This is a genomic window from Rhodococcoides trifolii (assembly GCF_014635345.1).
GTDB lineage: Bacteria > Actinomycetota > Actinomycetes > Mycobacteriales > Mycobacteriaceae > Rhodococcoides > Rhodococcoides trifolii.
This window is the reverse complement of the sequence record NZ_BMCU01000001.1, coordinates 1,430,227-1,446,773: the sequence shown is the minus strand read 5'-3', so window position 1 is coordinate 1,446,773 and position 16,547 is coordinate 1,430,227. Positions and strand designations below refer to the sequence as shown.

At 65.4% G+C, this 16,547-nt stretch carries 19 protein-coding genes; 8 read left to right on the top strand and 11 right to left on the bottom strand.

Features of this window, described 5'->3' with window-relative positions; genetic code table 11:
• Positions 1–48 precede the first annotated feature (48 nt).
• The 3 genes from IEW02_RS06775 (at position 49) to IEW02_RS06765 (ending at position 2,522) form a co-directional block, all read left to right on the top strand.
• Positions 49–942, top strand: a complete 894-nt coding sequence (locus IEW02_RS06775) for an NADP-dependent oxidoreductase (RefSeq protein WP_188543858.1) — start codon at positions 49–51, stop codon at positions 940–942.
• A 97-nt stretch (positions 943–1,039) separates the two neighbouring features.
• Complete coding sequence (locus tag IEW02_RS06770; RefSeq protein WP_229745855.1) at positions 1,040–1,699, top strand: HNH endonuclease family protein; 660 nt, start codon at positions 1,040–1,042, stop codon at positions 1,697–1,699.
• 10 nt (positions 1,700–1,709) lie between these two features.
• A complete protein-coding gene (locus tag IEW02_RS06765) occupies positions 1,710–2,522 on the top strand; it encodes a shikimate 5-dehydrogenase (protein WP_188543856.1) in 813 nt (270 codons plus the stop codon).
• 10 nt (positions 2,523–2,532) lie between these two features.
• Here the strand turns inward: IEW02_RS06765 and IEW02_RS06760 are convergent, their stop codons facing one another.
• The 4 genes from IEW02_RS06760 to IEW02_RS06745 are packed head-to-tail and all read right to left on the bottom strand — an operon-like array spanning position 2,533 to position 6,216.
• Positions 2,533–3,048 carry an O-acetyl-ADP-ribose deacetylase gene (locus tag IEW02_RS06760; RefSeq protein WP_188543855.1) on the bottom strand — a complete coding sequence of 172 codons (516 nt, stop codon included), beginning with the start codon at positions 3,046–3,048 and terminating at the stop codon, positions 2,533–2,535.
• A 2-nt stretch (positions 3,049–3,050) separates the two neighbouring features.
• Positions 3,051–3,830 carry a glucosamine-6-phosphate deaminase gene (gene nagB, locus IEW02_RS06755; protein ID WP_188543854.1) on the bottom strand — a complete coding sequence of 260 codons (780 nt, stop codon included), beginning with the start codon at positions 3,828–3,830 and terminating at the stop codon, positions 3,051–3,053.
• Positions 3,830–4,975 carry an N-acetylglucosamine-6-phosphate deacetylase gene (locus IEW02_RS06750; protein WP_188543853.1) on the bottom strand — a complete coding sequence of 382 codons (1,146 nt, stop codon included), beginning with the start codon at positions 4,973–4,975 and terminating at the stop codon, positions 3,830–3,832. The genes nagB and IEW02_RS06750 overlap by 1 nt, the downstream gene beginning before the upstream one ends.
• Positions 4,972–6,216 (bottom strand): PTS transporter subunit EIIC, encoded by a 1,245-nt coding sequence (locus IEW02_RS06745; protein WP_188543852.1) that lies wholly within the window; start codon positions 6,214–6,216, stop codon positions 4,972–4,974. Before IEW02_RS06745 ends, IEW02_RS06750 begins: the two co-directional genes overlap by 4 nt.
• Positions 6,217–6,320: 104 nt before the next feature.
• Here IEW02_RS06745 and IEW02_RS06740 point away from each other — a divergent pair, with 104 nt between their 5' ends.
• Together IEW02_RS06740 and IEW02_RS06735 are read left to right on the top strand one after the other, a co-directional pair.
• On the top strand, positions 6,321–6,581 hold the full coding sequence (locus tag IEW02_RS06740) for a PTS sugar transporter subunit IIB (RefSeq protein WP_188543851.1): 261 nt from the start codon (positions 6,321–6,323) through the stop codon (positions 6,579–6,581).
• Entirely contained in the window at positions 6,578–7,033 is a 456-nt protein-coding gene (locus IEW02_RS06735) for a PTS sugar transporter subunit IIA (RefSeq protein ID WP_188543850.1), read from the top strand. Before IEW02_RS06740 ends, IEW02_RS06735 begins: the two co-directional genes overlap by 4 nt.
• On the opposite strand, the gene IEW02_RS06730 is transcribed toward IEW02_RS06735, so the two are convergent.
• Complete coding sequence (locus IEW02_RS06730) at positions 7,030–7,773, bottom strand: GntR family transcriptional regulator (RefSeq protein ID WP_229745854.1); 744 nt, start codon at positions 7,771–7,773, stop codon at positions 7,030–7,032. The genes IEW02_RS06735 and IEW02_RS06730 overlap by 4 nt on opposite strands.
• A 95-nt stretch (positions 7,774–7,868) precedes the next feature.
• On the opposite strand from IEW02_RS06730, the gene IEW02_RS06725 reads away from it, so the two are divergent.
• Complete coding sequence (locus IEW02_RS06725) at positions 7,869–8,621, top strand: class I SAM-dependent methyltransferase (RefSeq protein ID WP_188543849.1); 753 nt, start codon at positions 7,869–7,871, stop codon at positions 8,619–8,621.
• A gap of 1 nt (position 8,622) precedes the next feature.
• Here IEW02_RS06725 and IEW02_RS06720 read toward each other — a convergent pair whose 3' ends face one another.
• Genes IEW02_RS06720 through IEW02_RS06710 form a run of 3 tightly spaced genes read right to left on the bottom strand, consistent with a single transcriptional unit; the run spans position 8,623 to position 11,625 of the window.
• Complete coding sequence (locus tag IEW02_RS06720; RefSeq protein WP_188543848.1) at positions 8,623–10,635, bottom strand: HNH endonuclease signature motif containing protein; 2,013 nt, start codon at positions 10,633–10,635, stop codon at positions 8,623–8,625.
• Positions 10,636–10,670: 35 nt separating this feature from the next.
• Complete coding sequence (locus tag IEW02_RS06715; RefSeq protein ID WP_188543847.1) at positions 10,671–10,817, bottom strand: hypothetical protein; 147 nt, start codon at positions 10,815–10,817, stop codon at positions 10,671–10,673.
• Positions 10,810–11,625 (bottom strand): SGNH/GDSL hydrolase family protein, encoded by an 816-nt coding sequence (locus IEW02_RS06710; protein WP_229745812.1) that lies wholly within the window; start codon positions 11,623–11,625, stop codon positions 10,810–10,812. Before IEW02_RS06710 ends, IEW02_RS06715 begins: the two co-directional genes overlap by 8 nt.
• A 189-nt stretch (positions 11,626–11,814) precedes the next feature.
• Here IEW02_RS06710 and IEW02_RS06705 point away from each other — a divergent pair, with 189 nt between their 5' ends.
• Positions 11,815–13,008, top strand: a complete 1,194-nt coding sequence (locus IEW02_RS06705) for a benzoate/H(+) symporter BenE family transporter (protein ID WP_188543845.1) — start codon at positions 11,815–11,817, stop codon at positions 13,006–13,008.
• A complete protein-coding gene (locus IEW02_RS06700; protein WP_188543844.1) occupies positions 13,005–13,466 on the top strand; it encodes an acyl-CoA thioesterase in 462 nt (153 codons plus the stop codon). The genes IEW02_RS06705 and IEW02_RS06700 overlap by 4 nt, the downstream gene beginning before the upstream one ends.
• On the opposite strand, the gene IEW02_RS06695 is transcribed toward IEW02_RS06700, so the two are convergent.
• Genes IEW02_RS06695 through IEW02_RS06685 form a run of 3 tightly spaced genes read right to left on the bottom strand, consistent with a single transcriptional unit; the run spans position 13,435 to position 16,507 of the window.
• Complete coding sequence (locus IEW02_RS06695) at positions 13,435–14,463, bottom strand: phosphotransferase family protein (RefSeq protein ID WP_188543843.1); 1,029 nt, start codon at positions 14,461–14,463, stop codon at positions 13,435–13,437. The two genes, IEW02_RS06700 and IEW02_RS06695, sit on opposite strands and share 32 nt — an antisense overlap.
• Entirely contained in the window at positions 14,460–15,680 is a 1,221-nt protein-coding gene (locus IEW02_RS06690; RefSeq protein WP_188543842.1) for an acyl-CoA dehydrogenase family protein, read from the bottom strand. The genes IEW02_RS06695 and IEW02_RS06690 overlap by 4 nt, the downstream gene beginning before the upstream one ends.
• Positions 15,681–15,700: 20 nt before the next feature.
• Positions 15,701–16,507 carry an SDR family oxidoreductase gene (locus tag IEW02_RS06685; RefSeq protein ID WP_188543841.1) on the bottom strand — a complete coding sequence of 269 codons (807 nt, stop codon included), beginning with the start codon at positions 16,505–16,507 and terminating at the stop codon, positions 15,701–15,703.
• Between the last annotated feature and the right edge of the window lie 40 nt (positions 16,508–16,547).

The following is a 16,547-nucleotide window of genomic DNA, read 5'->3' as shown; positions in this document are numbered from 1 at the left end:
TACCGCGACGACACATCGAGCACTGCGACAACTGGCAGGATGGCCGCCGTGCCCCTCGCATACTGCTTCACCGCCTACGGCGGTCCCGAGACGCAGGTTCTGCTGGATCTGCCCACGCCGCAGCCCGGTCCCGGTCAGCTGTTGGTGCAGGTTCGCGCAGCCGGTGTCGACCCGGCCGATTGGAAGGTTCGATCCGGCTTGCGGAAGGCGACCGTGCCGGTGACCTTTCCTGCGATTCTGGGTCGGGAGGTAGCCGGAACCGTGACTGCCACCGGTGAGGGCGTCACCGGTTTCGAGCCGGGTGACGACGTGTTCGGGGCCGCGGACGGCGGCTACGCCGAGTACACCCTCGTCGACGCGGCATCGGCAGCCCACAAACCGGAAGGCGTCTCGTTCGCCGACGCGTCGACGCTTCCCGTGGCGGCGGGAACCGCCTACGACGCGCTGGATCAGATGAAGGTCGCCGCCGACACCACGCTGGTCGTGATCGGCGCCGGCGGCGGTGTGGGCACCGCTGCACTTCAGATCGCACGCAGTCGAGGTGCACGAGTGCTGGGTATCGCGAGCGAATCGAAAGCCGCGGTGGTCCGTGAGCTCGGCGCACTCTGGCTCGATCGCGGCACCGTTCCCCGCGAGCGGGTCGACGCAATCCTCGACCTCGTCGGCGGGGACACGCTCCGATCGGTTGCCGCCGCCCTCGCTCCCGACGGCCGGTTGATCAGCGTGGCGGACCCGTCGACTGCGACCGCGCTGGGCGGCTCGGGTGTGACGCGCCGCCGCACGAGCGACGCGTTCGCTGCACTTGCCGCTCTGGTCGAGTCCGGTGTTCTCGATCCTCGCGTCGGCCTCCGCTTCCCCCTTGCCCGCGCGGGCGAAGCCCTCGCTGCGGTCGAGGACGGTCATGCCGCCGGGAAAGTGGTCCTCGAAATCGGCTGTGGATAACCGTCGGCACTCTGTCGGTGCGGCCGGGCACACTGCACGAGTGACCCGCCGCCGCCTGCTCCTGCTTCTCGCCGCCGGTCTCGTCGCTGTGTTCTCGATGGTCACCGGCTGCGACTCGGTTCCGGGATTCACCGCCGCCGCCCCGGCACCGGGCAGCCCTACCCGAGTGCAGCTGGAAGCCCTGCTCGCCGGTGCCGAGTCGGTCGAGTCCCGTCCCGATGTCCCCGGTTACGAACGAAGTTGCAAGGCCGGCGACGGCTGCGTCTTCGGTCCGGCGTGGACCGACGACTACGACGGACCCGGTGGACACGACGGGTGCGGCACACGCGACAACGTCCTGCAGGTCGCGCTGACGAACGTCGAATTCAAGCCGGGCACGAACGAATGCGTCGTGGTCGCAGGATCCTTGGCCGACCCGTACACGGGCGAGACGATCCCGTTCACGAAGCAGGATGCGGGCAACGTGCAGATCGACCACGTCTACCCGTTGTCCGCTGCCTGGGACATGGGTGCGTCGCTCTGGCCGATCGAGCGACGCATTCAGTTCGCGAACGACGTGACCTACGAGTTGATGGCCGTCGACGGCGAGGAGAACCAGGCCAAGAGCGACAAGACACCGGCCGACTGGATGCCACCGAACGAGGCGTATCACTGCTTCTACGCGGGTCGCTATCTCACGGTGGCCGTGCAGTACGGGCTCCCGATCACCGCTGCCGATCGCGAGACACTGACCGACGTAGCGCAGGGATGCGGTTAGTCTCACCGACATGTCGCGCAACCTGAATCGGGATACGAAGCTGTGCATGTCGCTGTCGGCGCGTCCGAGCAACTTCGGAACCAGGTTCCACAACTTTCTGTACGACGAGCTCGATCTCGACTTCGTCTACAAGGCGTTCACGACCACCGATCTGCGGGCGGCCATCGGCGGGATCCGCGCGCTGGGCATCAGAGGCAGTGCGGTGTCGATGCCGTTCAAGGAAGCGTGCATCGAATACCTGGACGTGCTGCACGACTCGGCGTCCGCGATCGCGTCGGTCAACACCATCGTCAACGACGACGGTGTTTTGCATGCGTACAACACGGATTACCAGGCGGTCGCGGATCTCGTGGCGCAAGCGAACTTTCCGACGGACTGGACTGTGACCGTCGCCGGTAGTGGCGGAATGGCCAAGGCCGTGGTCGCTGCCCTACGCGATGCGGGATTCACCAACGGCACGGTCGCAGCCCGCAACACCGAGAGCGGACCGGCCCTGGCCGATCTCTACGGCTACCGCTGGTCCCCCGAGGTTCAGGGAGCGGACCTGCTCGTGAACGTGACTCCGATCGGCATGGCGGGCGGTCCGGACTCGGACTCGTCTCCCTTCACCGGCGATCAGATTTCCGGGGCACACGCAGTGTTCGACGTGGTCGCGATGCCGTCGGAGACGCCCCTGATCGTGGCGGCGAGAGCAGCAGGAAAGCCCGTGGTGACGGGTGCGCAAGTGATCGCGTTGCAGGCGGCCGAGCAGTTCGTCCTCTACACCGGAGTGCGGCCCACCGACGAGCAGATTGCGCGCGCATCGGAGCACGCGCGGGCCTAGTCCCGACCGATCACGCGCTCTCGAGCCGCGCGCGCAGCAAATCCGCAACCTCGTCGCCGAACGCCACCATCGTGACCGTCGTGACATGGGTGACGGCCGACTCGATGGCCGTGACGGCCTGATCGACGGCATCCTTTTTCGGCCACCCGTACACACCGGCCGAGATGAGCGGGAACGCCACGTGATGAGCGCCCAGAATATCGGCAGCCGCGAGCGATGCGATGTACGCGGACCGGAGGGTCTCCGACCGATCCTCCGTCTCCGAGTACACCGGCCCTACGGTGTGAATCACCCAGCGGGACGGCAGGTTTCCCGCCGTCGTCGACACGGCCTGTCCGGCCGGTAACCCGTTCGGGTAGGTCGATTGCCGCAGTTTGCGGCACTCCGCGAGAATTTCCGGGCCACCTGCACGATGGATGGCACCGTCGACGCCTCCGCCACCGAGCAGTTCCGAGCTCGCCGCGTTCACGATGGCGTCGACCTCGAGGGTGGTGATGTCGCCTTCGACGATCTCGATTGAAGTCATGCCTACAGAGATTGCCACGCCGGCTTGTTCGCAAACGCGTACCGGTAGTAGTCGGCGAGTGCGAGTTTCGATGCCGCCGCCTCGTCCACGACCACGCTGACGTGCTGGTGCCACTGGATGACCGAAGCCGGACAGAATGCCGACAACGGACCCTCCACGGCGGCGGCAACTGCGTCGGCCTTGGACTCTCCGGTCGCAATCAGAATCAGGTGTTTCGCCTCGAGAATGGTGCCGAGACCTTGCGTCAGAACGTGGTGCGGGACGGCGTCCGGCGCATCGAAGAAGCGTGCGTTGTCGGCCCGTGTCTGTTCGGTGAGCGTCTTGACCCTGGTCCGCGACCGGAGCGACGAACCCGGCTCGTTGAAGCCGATATGTCCGTCGGTGCCGATGCCGAGCAACTGCACGTCGACACCCCCGCCCTCGGCGATGGCGCGGTCGTATCGGATCGCTTCCGCGGCGATGTCCGACGCTTCTCCGTTCGGACTTTCCACCACCGCAGGATCGAGGTCGACGTGGTCGACGAACTCCGCCCTGATGAACGAGAAGTACGACTGCTCCTGATCTTTCGGCAGCCCGACGTATTCGTCGAGCAGGAATGCGCGCGCGCCGGAGAAGGACAAACCGTTCTCGCGGTGTCGCCGGGCCAGTTCGCGGTAGGTGCCGACCGGACTCGACCCGGTTGCGAGCCCGAGAACGCACGACCCGGACCGCACCACTCGTTCGACGACGTCCGCGACCACCGAGTCGACCTCGGCGACGTCAGGCCGGATCACGACCTCCATCAGTAGACCCCTTTCACCCAGTCACCATGGCGCATCACGCGCACCGGTCGTAGATCGGCGTCGGTGACGACGATGTCGGCACGCGCACCGACCGCGATGCGACCGACATCGTTCATACCCAACAACAGTGCGGGAGTTCGTGATCCGGCCCGAACCGCATCGCTTATTCCGACACCGGCGTGGACCACTGCTCGCCGCACGATATCGAGAACGTTCGAGGTCCCGCCCGCGATGGCATGCGATCCCTCCGCCAGACGCGCGGTCCCGCCCGTCACCTGGACATCCAACGCACCCAAGCGGTAGCGGCCGTCCGGCATCCCGGCGGCGGCCATCGCGTCGCTGACGAACGCGATTCGATCGGGCCCCACCAGATCGAACACCATACGCACTGTGTCGTCGGCGAGATGCACACCGTCCCCGATCAATTCGAGAACTGCTGCCCCGGCGCCGGCTGCGGCGAGACATGCGCCGACGGGGCCCGGTGACCGGTGGTGAAACTGGGGCATCCCGTTGAACAGGTGCGTCGCACTGGCCGGGCCGCCGATCTTCTCGAATGCATGTCGCACGACAGTCGCATCGGCGTTGGTGTGGCCGATACTCGCAACCATTCCCGCTCCGCGCATAACCTCCACCAGCTCGTCGAAGCGGCCGGTCTCGGGCGCCAGCGTCATGGACTTGATCGACCCGCGACCGGCGTCGATCAAGTCCCGCAACAATTCCGGATCGCCGTCGACGATGGACGCCGGATCCTGTGCGCCGCAGCAGGCGGCCGAGATGAACGGACCTTCGAGATGGATGCCGGCGATCTCGTCGCGTTCGTACAGGTCCGCGAGGACCGCGGTCCGCTGAAGAAGTCGGGCGGACGGAGCCGATACGAGTGACGCCAGCATGGTCGTGGTGCCGTGTCGACGGTGGTGCAGCACCGCGTCCATGACCGAATCCGAATCGGGAAAGCTCTGTCCTCCACCACCATGACAGTGCACGTCGACCAGGCCGGGAATGATCGTCGTATCCGGCCCAGCCGGCGCATCGTCCGGCTGGGCCGCCCGAACTGCGGTGATCACGCCGTCGCGGGTGGTGACGACACCGTCGTCAACGATGCCATCCTCCGCGACGACCCTCCCGCGCAGGAACTCCTGTGTCACTTGGCTTCTGCAGCGTCCGGGACCACGTCGTCCTCGCGTCCTGGCGTACGCAGGTTCCACTTCTTGATGACGAAGCTGAAAAGGAAGTAGTAGATCACTGCATAGACCAAGCCGATGGGGATGAGCATCCACGCTTTGGTGGCGATTCCGTAGTTCAGCAGGTAGTCGATACCGCCCGCGGAGAAGGTGAACCCGTCGTGGATTCCGAGGGCGTTGCACAACGCCATCGACGTTCCGGTCAGGAACGCGTGGATGATGTAGAGCGGCCACGCCACGAACATGAACGAGTACTCCAGCGGCTCGGTGATGCCGGTGACGAATGCAGTCAGACCGGTGGACAACATGATTCCTCCGACGACCTTCTTCTGCGACGGCTTCGCGTTGCGGTAGATCGCGAACGCGGCGGCAGGCAGAGCGAACATCAGGATCGGGAAGAACCCGGTCATGAACACACCGGCGGACGGATCCCCGGCGAAGAAGCGGTTGAGGTCGCCGCGAACGAGCTGCCCGCCCGCGTCCTGATAATCACCGACGAGGAACCAGACGACGGAGTTCAAAATGTGGTGCAGGCCGGCCGGAATGAGCATGCGGTTGGCGAATCCATAGATACCGCTGCCGACCACGCTGTGGTCCGCCACCGTGTTACCGACCCAGTTCAGCGCGCTGTAGAACAGTGGGTAGACAAACGACATGATCACTGCGACAACGAGTCCGGTGACGGCGGTGAGAATGGGTACCAGCCTGCGGCCGCTGAAGAAACCGAGGTAGTCGGGCAGCTTCTGGCGGTAGAAGCGCTGCCACAGGATGGCGGACAGCAAGCCGATAACGATGCCTGCGAGCACACCGAAATCGATCATGGCTTGTGCGCCCTTGGCGTCGGTCTTGCCGGCGAGCACTACCGGTGACATCGCCTTGAACACACCGTCCATCACCATGTAGCCGACGACGGCGGCAAGAGCGGTGGACCCGTCGGACTTCTTGGCCCACCCGATCGCGATGCCCACCGCGAAGATCAGCGGAAGCCAGGTGAAGACCGACTGACCGGCGGCGGAGATGACGGTAGCGGCGGTCTTCAGGCTGCTGAAGCTGCCGAGCAGGTCGTCCTGGCCGAGTCTTAGCAGGATTCCCGCGGCGGGTAGAACGGCGATCGGAAGCATGAGGCTTCGACCGAACCGTTGCAGACCGGCCAGCGCTCTGGAATCCTTCTTGCCTTCGTCCGTCGAGGATGTTTCCACTGCCATGGTCGGTTCCTTCCGGGTGTTGTGGACCGCAGAACCAGGGGGTACTGTCCGGTCATAACCAGTTGTAGTTTGACCAGGTACAGCGCCGATGTCAACCTCGTGATGTGACACGGACGACAACCAGAGGAGAATCGATGTCCAAAGCGGAAGCCATCGTCGCCGGACTCGGCGGCGCCGAGAACATCGTCGAGATCGAAGCGTGCATCACCCGGCTACGAACCGAAGTAAAGGACGGGTCGCTCGTCGACGAGTCTGCGCTCAAAGCGGCCGGAGCGCACGGCGTCTTCCACAAGGGCACCGCGGTTCAGGTAATCGTCGGACCATCTGCGGATACCCTCGCCGAGGACATCGAGGACATTCTGTGACACCGGTTCTCACCCCGTTGCCCGGGCATGTCATCCCTCTCGCCGATGTCCCGGACCCGGTGTTCGCGAGTCAGATGGTAGGTGCCGGCGTCGCCATCACGCCCGCTCCGACGAGCGGACGGGTCGATGTCCGATCCCCCGTGGCAGGCAAGATTCTGAAGCTGCATCCGCACGCGTTTGTGGTCTTCACACCGGAGAAGTCGGGCGTACTCGTTCACATCGGCATCGATACCGTGCAGATGAAGGGCAAAGGCTTCGAACTCGTTGCTGCGGAGGGTGATCGGGTCGAAGCAGGGGACATCGTCGTCACCTACGACCCTGCAGCCATCGCCGCCGCCGGGTATTCCGACGTATGCCCCGTGGTCGTCATGGATTCGAAGCCCGATTCGTTTCCGGTGCCGTCCGTGGGCTCCGACGTCCAACCCGGTGACCCGCTGTTCGAACTCGTCTAACGCGACGTCTGACGCCGCTGTCCCTGCACTTCCATCGAGAGCTGGTATCGATCGCACCGATACCAGCTCTCGGTGTGTTCGAGAGGTTCGGTGCCGCAGAACGAGACCCGGTCGAAATACAGGACCGGCGCACCTCGTTTGGTGCCGAGGAGTGTCGCGGTGTCGTTGTCCGCTGCCGTGGCGCTCACGGTTTGCTCTGCGCGGTCGATCGTCAGCCCGTAATGCGTTGCCACCGTCTCGTATACGGACGAGCTGAGGTCTCGGTCGATGAGACCGGGAAGTGCGGTCGCGCTGTACCACGCGTCGTCGACACTCACCGGTTCGCCGTCGGCCAGCCGTAATCGCTTGATGTGATAGGCCTTTTCGCCGTTCGCCAACCGCAACGCACGGGTCGTCGCCGCGGACGTGTCCTCGAGTCGAGCGAACAGCACCACCGTCGTCGGCGTGAGGCCCTGATTCCGCATCTCCTCCGAGAACGACGCGAGATGTAGCCGCGACTGGACGGGACGACTCGCCACGAAGGTGCCCTTGCCTCGGACGCGGACGAGGTGACCTTCGTTGACCAGCTGGCCGATGGCCTCGCGCACGGTGATCCGACTGACCCCGTAGTCCTCCATGAGCTTCCGCTCGCTGGGCATCAGGTCGCCCGCCTGAAGTTCTTTCGTACACCGGTGCAACAGGATCGCGCGCAGCTGTTCGTGCTTCGGGACTGCGGTGTCCCGAAGGTGTACTGGCATCACCACGTCAGAGCCTTTCGGGCAGGTAAGGACTGGTCCGGTCCAATGTGAGGATACGGTATCGGGGGCCTGTATGACCCGAGTTGTACCGTCGAAGAATGTCGAACGAACGCGCACTCAGTTTCGGTCAGGTCGCCGACGAGTACGACCGGTGGCGACCGGGATATCCGACGCAGGCTATTGCGGACATCGTTGCCGAGGGAACCCGTGTACTCGAGTCCGGCGCCGGAACCGGCAAGGCGACTGTCGCGCTGGCGCGGGCAGGCGCATCGGTGGTGGCCGTCGAGCCGGATCCGAGCATGGCCGATCTGATCCGATCACGCTGCGCAGGTGACGATGTCGAGGTTCGGGTCTCGACCATCGAGAACTGCGTGGTCCCCGACCACTCGTTCGACGTGGTGTGCGCAGCGCAGAGTTGGCATTGGGTGGATCCGGTAGCGGGTGCCGCCGTTGCTGCGAAGGCGCTGCGCCCGGGTGGCGCACTCTGTGTTTTCGGCAATCGCCTTCGTGACATCGACGGCCCCGCATGGGCGGCGGTCAACGAGGTGTACGCCGAATACGCTCCCGAACTGGATCGACGCGTCGAGATCGAGGTGCACGCGAAGTTCGAGCAGAATTTAGCTCGACCCGAGGGCTTCTCGCCATGGACCGTGACCACCTACGACTGGACCGCAGAGTACGACCCGGACGGTTTTGTCGGTCTGCTCGGCACCTTCTCGAACCACATTGCACTACCTGCGGACAAACGTGATCGGTTGTTGGGTGCAGTACACTCCGCCGTCTCGGATTCCGCTGCAGGACATATCGAATACCACTACGTGACAGTTCTGGCCACGGCGCACGTCGAATGAATCAGAACGGGCACGGTTCGTGGATGTATCGCGCCCATCGGGTTTCTTCGTGGTCTCGATAGTGGGCGCGAAGTTCCAGTGCCGTGCGTCGTTCGACCGGGTCGTCCAGGTGTGAAATATCGAGCAGTGTCGGCCCGACGTCACCCTCCGGTCGGTTCTTTTCCCACCATGTCGTTGCGTCCCACCAGTTCTCGACCTCGGTGGGCAGGGGCGGTGTCGGCGCTGCTGTTGCCGGCGGCGGATCGGGGCGCTCCACGCGTCGGCCGGTGAGGACGATTCCGGCGGGAGCGGTGATGCGGGTCAGGCCGGAGTTCGATCGCCAGCAGACGAGTCCTCCGCCCATGATTCCCGGCGTCCACATCCTCGCCGTCTTGACCTGGTGATGCACGGTGCACAGCGGATGCAGGTTCTCCGAGATCGTCCACCCACCTTGCGGCGGGTTGTCGTGGTCGAACTCCACGGCATGATCGAGCTCGCACCGTGACGACGGCACCGAACACCCGGCATGGGTGCAGGTTGGGTACAAGGCGCGAACAATTGCTTGAAGCTGTTCACTGGGGCGGTAGTTCAGCGCCCCCGCCGGCGGGGTTGTGAATCCGCCGTGACCGTCCGGGTGCGGCCCCGCGGCGAGAGCGGGATCGCGCTCGACCGCCGCGAGGTACTCCGCGACGATCCGGTTCAGGCACGTGGCGGACTCCGCGTCGACCCCGGCGGTGGTGGTAGGCGCCCACTGCGGGGTGGGGACGATCCCGCCGGTCCGGATGCGGCCGCGGCGCACGAACCGGCGTACCGCCACGTCGCGCAGACCGGTCGAGCAAGCGGGGGTTGTTGAAGCTGGTTTGTCTGCATCAGGTTCGGGTTCGACGATTTCGCGTGCGCCCCCGGGGTCGTCGCCTCTGCAGTCGTCCTTGGTCGATTCGTCTGTGGCGGAACCGCTCTCGGTGTCGAACCCCGCGCCGCACTTCGTCTCGCCGGCGCTCACGAGACCGTCCGCCCGAGCGATGCTCATCATCTCCGTGAGCAATCCTTGCCAGCGGGCGTCCGAGGCGATGATCCTCGCGAGGTCCGCATCGAGCGGAGTGCCGTTCGCCAGATGCGCCGGCGACGCGGTCAAACCCAGCAACGTCTCGACGTCGACGAGCACCTGCACGAGATAGTCACGTCCGCGCACTGGTTCCGTCCGCCCCACATACGGGCAGTCGGCGGTGCCGCACAGGCACGACACCCACGCCTCCTGCCGCAGGAACGCCATCAACGCCGCCGACCGCAATTGCTTCTTGGACCGTGGGTCCTTGCGGCACACCGTGCCGGCCATCTCACCGATCAACGCATCGGCCTGGGCGCCCTCCAACGTCGAGAGATACCCCGTCAGGGTCGCAGTGCCGTCCGGGTTGTCCGCGACCTTCACCCCGGACGCGGTGCGGGCGTTCTCCTCCCGGACGGCCCGGGCCTCATCAGGGTCGACGTTCATCCACAGTGCCCATATTCGGGCCGCGAGCGGTTCGGGAGTGAGCCGCTCCGCGGCGGACAGAGCCTGCCATTCGATCGCATCGACGGTGGCGTCGCCCGCCTTGCCCAGCACGGTGGTGATCGCTCGCACCCGCGGAAGGTCGATTGCGCCGCACCGGAACCGTAACGCCGTCAACGGCAACCGCTGGTCGAGTTGCTCCCCGACCGCATACAACCTTCCTGCCGCAGCTTTCGACAGTCCTGTTGCGGCGGCGATGTCGCAGGAGGCGGTCTTGCTCGCCAGATCCAGATCAGCCCGCATCCCCGGCGGAACCACGTTTGCCTCGGCGACGAAGCGAGTCTCGTAGACATCGAGCACCGACTCGACACCCCGGCACGCCGCCGCGTTCTCGCGCACCCGCCACGAGGACATTGCTTCCAAGAACTGGCCGACCTCGATCCCGGCGCTCCACCGAATCCCAGCAGACCTGTCCGGCGAAAACTCCATCACCGGCTTCGACCAACCCGACATCACCACACCCCCCTCGAATGTATGTTCGATCATACGAGGGGGCACCGACAAGAACGGGCCGGAAGAAACTACCGGGACCGGGCTGCGTCTCCCATCGCAACTACCGTCGCGACCACGAACCCGACCGCACCGCAGACGACGCCGCCCACGACAGCAGCACTGACGGTGGCGTTCCGAATCAGCCGTACCCGGTCGGCCGGACGCATCTCAGCCAACGGACAGCACCTTGGTCACCTCGGTAGCCAAGACCTGCTCGCCCAACGCATTCGGGTGCAGCGGCACCGGTTGCCGGGCACCGATCAGTGGCTCGACCCACCGGACCCCGACGGGCTGGCAGGCGTCGTGCCCCTCGGATACGACGGACATGTCCACGAAGGTGGTGCCCGTGTCCACGGCGGCTCGGCGAATCGAGTCGTTCAGGGTGGTCTGCAACCGTCGCAGAAAGGGAACGTCTCCCAGGGCGACGGGGACGAACGGCGCGCAACTCCCTGTCGACGGAAGGAGCCACGGGTAACCGACGGCGACGACCCGGGCTCGAGGAGCACGAGAGTGGATGTCTCGCAGCGCCTGTCGTACGGCAGGAAGCGTCGTCCCGAGGACGGTGTCGTCGAACTTGTTGCCGTACTGCTGCTCGCACGGGTCGGCCACGCCGAGGTGCGTCAGGGTCGCATTCACGCACGAGGTGACCGCGCCGGAGAAGATACTGCTGTCGTTTCCACCGATCATCACGGTGACCACGCCGGTCGAGGGTGACAGTGCGTCCAGTTGCGGACGAGTGCCGGCGCTTTGTGCGGAGTAGAAGTCGTCGGTCGCCGCGCCACCGCAACTGATGTCCGTCAGGTCGTAGCCCTGCCGGCGGGCGACGATGTGAGCAAAGTTCTGATCGGACTGCAGGCACTCGAGGGGCGCACCGGCCGCGAGCGGGAGAACGCCTGTGGCCGCGGTGAAACTGTCGCCGAGGTTCGCGTACTCGGTCGGTGTCGCGTTCGCGATCGGCGGCGACACAAGGCCGGCCAAGACCACTGAGATCGCCGTTACGATGCGCCTTGCCTTACGTCCCACTGCATCCACCCCTCCACGAAAGCTCCTCGATTATGCAGGTAATTTTGTTTGCATGTCGAACGATAATTCGATCAGCTTCGCGGGCATCTCCCTCGACTGCGCGGACTCCGGCGTGTCAGACCCCGCCGGGCACCCGTTCTGCCTCACGACATGTGTGTTCGGGGACGACTAGGCCAGACTGTGCCCGTGACCCTTGCCCAACCGATCAACGCCGGAATCGTCACCGCGCTCGTCGGTTTCACCAGCTCGTTCGCCGTCGTACTCACTGGCCTTCGCTCGGTGGGCGCCGACCCCGCGCAGGCCGCGTCCGGCCTGTTCGCCATGTCGCTGGTGATGGCGTTCGGAATCATGTTCCTGGCCTACCGCTTTCGGATGCCGATCACATTGGCGTGGTCGACACCCGGCGCAGCCTTGCTGGCCGGCACCGGCGCCGTCGCGGGCGGTTGGCCCGCGGCGGTCGGCGCGTTCGTGGTGACCGGTCTGGCCATCGTGCTGACCGGCGTGTGGTCCAAGCTCGGTGACCTCATCGCATCGATTCCGGTGTCCCTGGCGCAGGCCATGCTTGCGGGGGTGATTCTCCCACTGTGCATCGAGCCGGTGAAGGCGTTCGCGACGAACCCGGCCGCCGTAGCTCCGGTGGTGATCGTGTGGCTGGTCCTCTCCCGCGTCGCACCGCGCTGGGCCGTTCCCGCCGCGTTCGCCACCGCGGCAGTGGTGATCGGGATCAGCGTGGTCGCCGGCAACTCGTCCTTCGACACGTCTACGCTGGTGCCGACTCTGAGCTTGACGACCCCGGATTGGACCTGGCAGGCCCTGATCGGAATCGCGCTTCCGCTCTACATCGTCACGATGGCGTCGCAAAACATCCCCGGAACCGCAGTCATGGCGTCCTTCGGATACGCCGTACCGTGGCGCGCGTCCATGGCCGTCACCGGGCTGGGGACGGCAATCACGGCGCCCGCGGGAGTGCACGCCGTCAATCTCGCGGCGATCAGTGCTGCGTTGTCGGCAGCTCCCGACGCGCACCCCGACTCGAAGAAGCGATGGATCGCCGCGTTCTCCGCCGGCGTCTCGTACCTGGTTCTGGCCATCGCCTCGGCTGCGCTGGTCACGCTGGTCGCCGCGGCGCCGGCCGGGATCGTCGAAACCGTTGCGGGACTTGCACTTCTCGGCGTGCTCGCGTCCTCGCTGGCGGCGTCGCTGTCCGACGAGCGGGGGCGCATACCCGCGACGGTCACTTTCGTGATCGCCGCGTCCGGGGTCTCGATCGCCGGTATCGGCCCCGCCTTCTGGGCCCTCGTCATGGGGCTCGTCGTACGCGCCACGTTATTGTCGAAGGCATGAGAGAGGTCGAACCCGTCAACGCATCCGACTATCCGGTGCTGTGGCCGGTTCCCACCCGGTGGGCGGACAACGACCACTACGGCCACGTGAACAACGTGACCTACTACGCGTATTTCGACACGGCCGTGAACGCATGGTTGATGGATGCCGCCGGCGTCGACATTCGCACCCTGCCCGCGATCGGCATCGTCGCGGAGACGTCGTGCAACTATCTGCGCGAGTTGAGCTTTCCCGACGCGTTGCATGTGGGGATCGCCGTTACGAAGCTCGGCAGCAAGTCGATCGTGTACTCGCTGGCGGTGTTCCGCGAGAACGGCAGCGAACTCGAGCCTGCCGCCACGGGCCGATTCGTCCACGTCTACGTCGACGCCGTCACCCGCACACCCGTCGAGATCCCGGAGCAGATTCGCGCAGCCGCAGCGGGGCTCACAGAATCCCCGACTCCTCCGCAGTCCTGACGGCACGGGCGATGATCCCGTCGATCAGCGTAGCCGTCGGGCCGCCGTCGCGGCCTCGGTTGCGCTCGTCGTCGAGAGCTCGCCGCATCACTCCCTCGGCGATGATCGACAGTTTCCACAGCGCCAGCGTGTGCCAGTATCCGGCGGTCGACACGTCGCGGCCCGTCGACTGCGCGTAGGTCTCGACCAACTCCGCCCGAGTGGGGAAACCAGGGAGCGTCGACATCATGAACGGACCGCCGGCCGGGTCCGTCTTCTCCGGCCAGTAGGCAAGCAACGCACCGAGATCGGCGAGCGGATCACCGAGGGTGCAGAGCTCCCAGTCCACGACGGCCTTGATCGACCCGTTTTCCGCAGAGGTGATCACGTTGCTGAGGTGGAAGTCTCCGTGGACCAGAGTGAGCTCGTGCTGTTCGGGCGCCGAATCGGCCAACGCGGTCGCAAGGCGTGAGATGTCGTCCACGTCGCGGGTCTTGGACTGCTCCCACTGCGCCGACCACCGCTTGAGTTGGCGTGCCGCATAGGGCTTGTGGCTGGCAAGATCGAGCAGGCCCACACTCTCGAGGTCCACGCCGTGAATCGTGCCGAGCGTTGCCGGCATCGCAAGACCGATAGCGCGTCGACGCTCCTCGGTGAGGCCCTCGGCAACCGAGACGGCGTCGACGACGATGCCGTCGACATAGCTCATCAAGACCAGAGGTGCGTCGGTGACGGCCGAATCATCGGTCACGGCAACCATCTTGGGAACGGGAACGCTGGTCCCCTGGAGCGAGGACAGGATGCGGTGCTCACGCACCACGTCGTGCGCGGAAGCCAGCAGGTGCCCCAACGGGGGTCGACGCAGCACCCACCGGCCGCCAGTCGCGTCCTTGACCGCATACGTCAGGTTCGACTGCCCGTTTCCGATGCGCTCGAACGAGATCGGAGGAACGGCACCGATTCCCAGATCGACGACCCACGAACCGACTGCATCTTCGTCGATGCCGACAGCGCTCACTTCTTGGCATCCTGCCGATACGGCGCGAGCTCGACGCGGGCGATGGTGCGCTTGTGCACCTCGTCGGGTCCGTCTGCCAAGCGCAACGTCCGCAGGTGCGCGTACATACTCGCGAGGGGGAAGTCGTCGGAGACACCGCCGCCGCCGTGTACTTGGATGGCGCGATCGACGATTCGTAGGGCCATGTTCGGGGCGGCCACCTTGATGGCTGCGATCTCCACGCGCGCTTCCTTGTTGCCGACGGTGTCCATCAGCCACGCGGCCTTGAGAGTGAGCAATCGCGCCATCTCGATGTCGATGCGTGACTCGGCAATCCAGTCTTGGATGTTCGATTGCGCAGCAACGGGTTTGCCGAAGGCGACGCGGGACGAGGCGCGCTCGCACATGAGCTCGAGTGCCCGCTCTGCCATACCGATGGCGCGCATGCAGTGGTGAATGCGCCCGGGTCCGAGGCGCGCCTGGCCGATCATGAAACCTGCACCGACGCCGGCGAGAACGTCCTTGCCGGGAACCCGGACGTTCTCGAACAGCACCTCGGCGTGGCCCTCGCGGTCCTGGTATCCGAAGACCGGAAGTCCGCGCACGACGGTGACGCCGGGTGCGTCGATAGGTACGACCATCATCGACTGCTGCGCGTACGTCGATGCGTTCGGATCGGTCTTGCCCATGACGATGAGCACCTTGCAGTTCGGGTGCAATGCGTTGGAGGTCCACCACTTTCGACCGTTGAGGACGAAGTCGTCACCATCGGCCTCCATCGTCATCTGGATGTTGGTGGCGTCGGAACTCGCGACTGCCGGTTCGGTCATGGCGAAGGCGGACCGGATCGTGCCGTCGAGAAGGGGTTCGAGCCACTTCTCCTTGTGCTCGTCCGTGCCGAACCGGGTGAACACCTCCATGTTGCCGGTGTCCGGCGCTGAACAGTTGCATGCTTCTGGGGCGAGAATGGCGCTGCGGCCCATGATTTCGGCGAGCGGTGCGTAGTCGGCGTTGGTCAGACCCGCGCCGTACTCGGGGTCGGGATGAAAGAGGTTCCACAGTCCACGAGACTTCGCTTCGGCCTTCAGCTCTTCCATGATGGGCGGATCGAAGTGCGGATCCCCGGACTCCACCATCTGCTTCGCGTACACCGCTTCCGCTGGATAGATGTGCTCGTCCATGAACGCGAGCAGTCGCTCACGGAAGTCGAGGCAGCGGTCGGAGTAAGCGAATTCCATGGTGTTGTCTCCTCTAGTTTTCACTGGCCGGATTCGAGCGCACGCCGGTACTTCCGCATGCCGCCGATCCACCGGCCGTAATCGGATCCTTTGCGGCGGTACATCTCGAGCACCTCCGGGTGGGGCAGGATCAAAAATCGCTCGTCGTCGATGGCCTCCATGACCACGCGGGCGACGTCGTCGGGTTCGAGGACGGCACCGGCCTGCGTGACTGCACTGGCGGCCACCGACGCACCGGGCTGATCCGTCTCGAATCCTGAGTTCAGCAACGCGGTGTTGACTCCCATCGGGCACAGGCAACTCACGGCAATTCCCCTGTCGCCGTAGGTGACCGACATCCACTCGGCGAACCCGACTGCTGCGTGCTTGGACACCGAATAGGTGGCCGACCCGATCTGCGTCAGCAGTCCGGCCGCGGATGCCGTCGACAGGAAGTACCCACTGCCTCGCTCGAGCCATCCGGGAACCAGCGCTCGCGCGGCACGAACATGGGCCAGCACGTTCACGTTCAGCGCGATGTCCCACAGATCGTCCGGGGTGTCGACGCCCATGCCCGCCGCGGTGCCTGCGTTCGCGACGTAGAGATCGACCGGACCGAACTCCTTCTCGGCCCGGGCGACGAGCGCGTCGATCACTGCCGGGTCGGAGACGTCGCCGCCCATTCCGACGGCCTTGTCGCCGATGCTCGACGCTACCGCGACCGCGGAATCCTCGGCGAGATCCGCCACGACGACGGACGCGCCGCCCGCTGCGAGGGCTCGTGCGATGGCTGCGCCGATGCCGGCACCGCCTCCCGTGACAATGGCAACCGTGCCTGTGACCCGCATCTCTCCGATGCTAGCTGTAGCGAACTACCGGCCGTGAATC

What these genes read in the sequence shown, in the direction of transcription:
- IEW02_RS06770 (WP_229745855.1), top strand. Translation starts at nt 1,040, where the DNA reads ATGGTCACCGGCTGCGACTCGGTTCCGGGATTCACCGCCGCCGCCCCG.
- IEW02_RS06765 (WP_188543856.1), top strand. Translation starts at nt 1,710, where the DNA reads ATGTCGCGCAACCTGAATCGGGATACGAAGCTGTGCATGTCGCTGTCG.
- IEW02_RS06760 (WP_188543855.1), bottom strand. Translation starts at nt 3,048, where the DNA reads ATGACTTCAATCGAGATCGTCGAAGGCGACATCACCACCCTCGAGGTC.
- nagB (WP_188543854.1), bottom strand. Translation starts at nt 3,830, where the DNA reads ATGGAGGTCGTGATCCGGCCTGACGTCGCCGAGGTCGACTCGGTGGTC.
- IEW02_RS06745 (WP_188543852.1), bottom strand. Translation starts at nt 6,216, where the DNA reads ATGGCAGTGGAAACATCCTCGACGGACGAAGGCAAGAAGGATTCCAGA.
- IEW02_RS06725 (WP_188543849.1), top strand. Translation starts at nt 7,869, where the DNA reads ATGTCGAACGAACGCGCACTCAGTTTCGGTCAGGTCGCCGACGAGTAC.
- IEW02_RS06720 (WP_188543848.1), bottom strand. Translation starts at nt 10,635, where the DNA reads ATGATCGAACATACATTCGAGGGGGGTGTGGTGATGTCGGGTTGGTCG.
- IEW02_RS06705 (WP_188543845.1), top strand. Translation starts at nt 11,815, where the DNA reads ATGTGTGTTCGGGGACGACTAGGCCAGACTGTGCCCGTGACCCTTGCC.
- IEW02_RS06700 (WP_188543844.1), top strand. Translation starts at nt 13,005, where the DNA reads ATGAGAGAGGTCGAACCCGTCAACGCATCCGACTATCCGGTGCTGTGG.
- IEW02_RS06690 (WP_188543842.1), bottom strand. Translation starts at nt 15,680, where the DNA reads ATGGAATTCGCTTACTCCGACCGCTGCCTCGACTTCCGTGAGCGACTG.
- IEW02_RS06685 (WP_188543841.1), bottom strand. Translation starts at nt 16,507, where the DNA reads ATGCGGGTCACAGGCACGGTTGCCATTGTCACGGGAGGCGGTGCCGGC.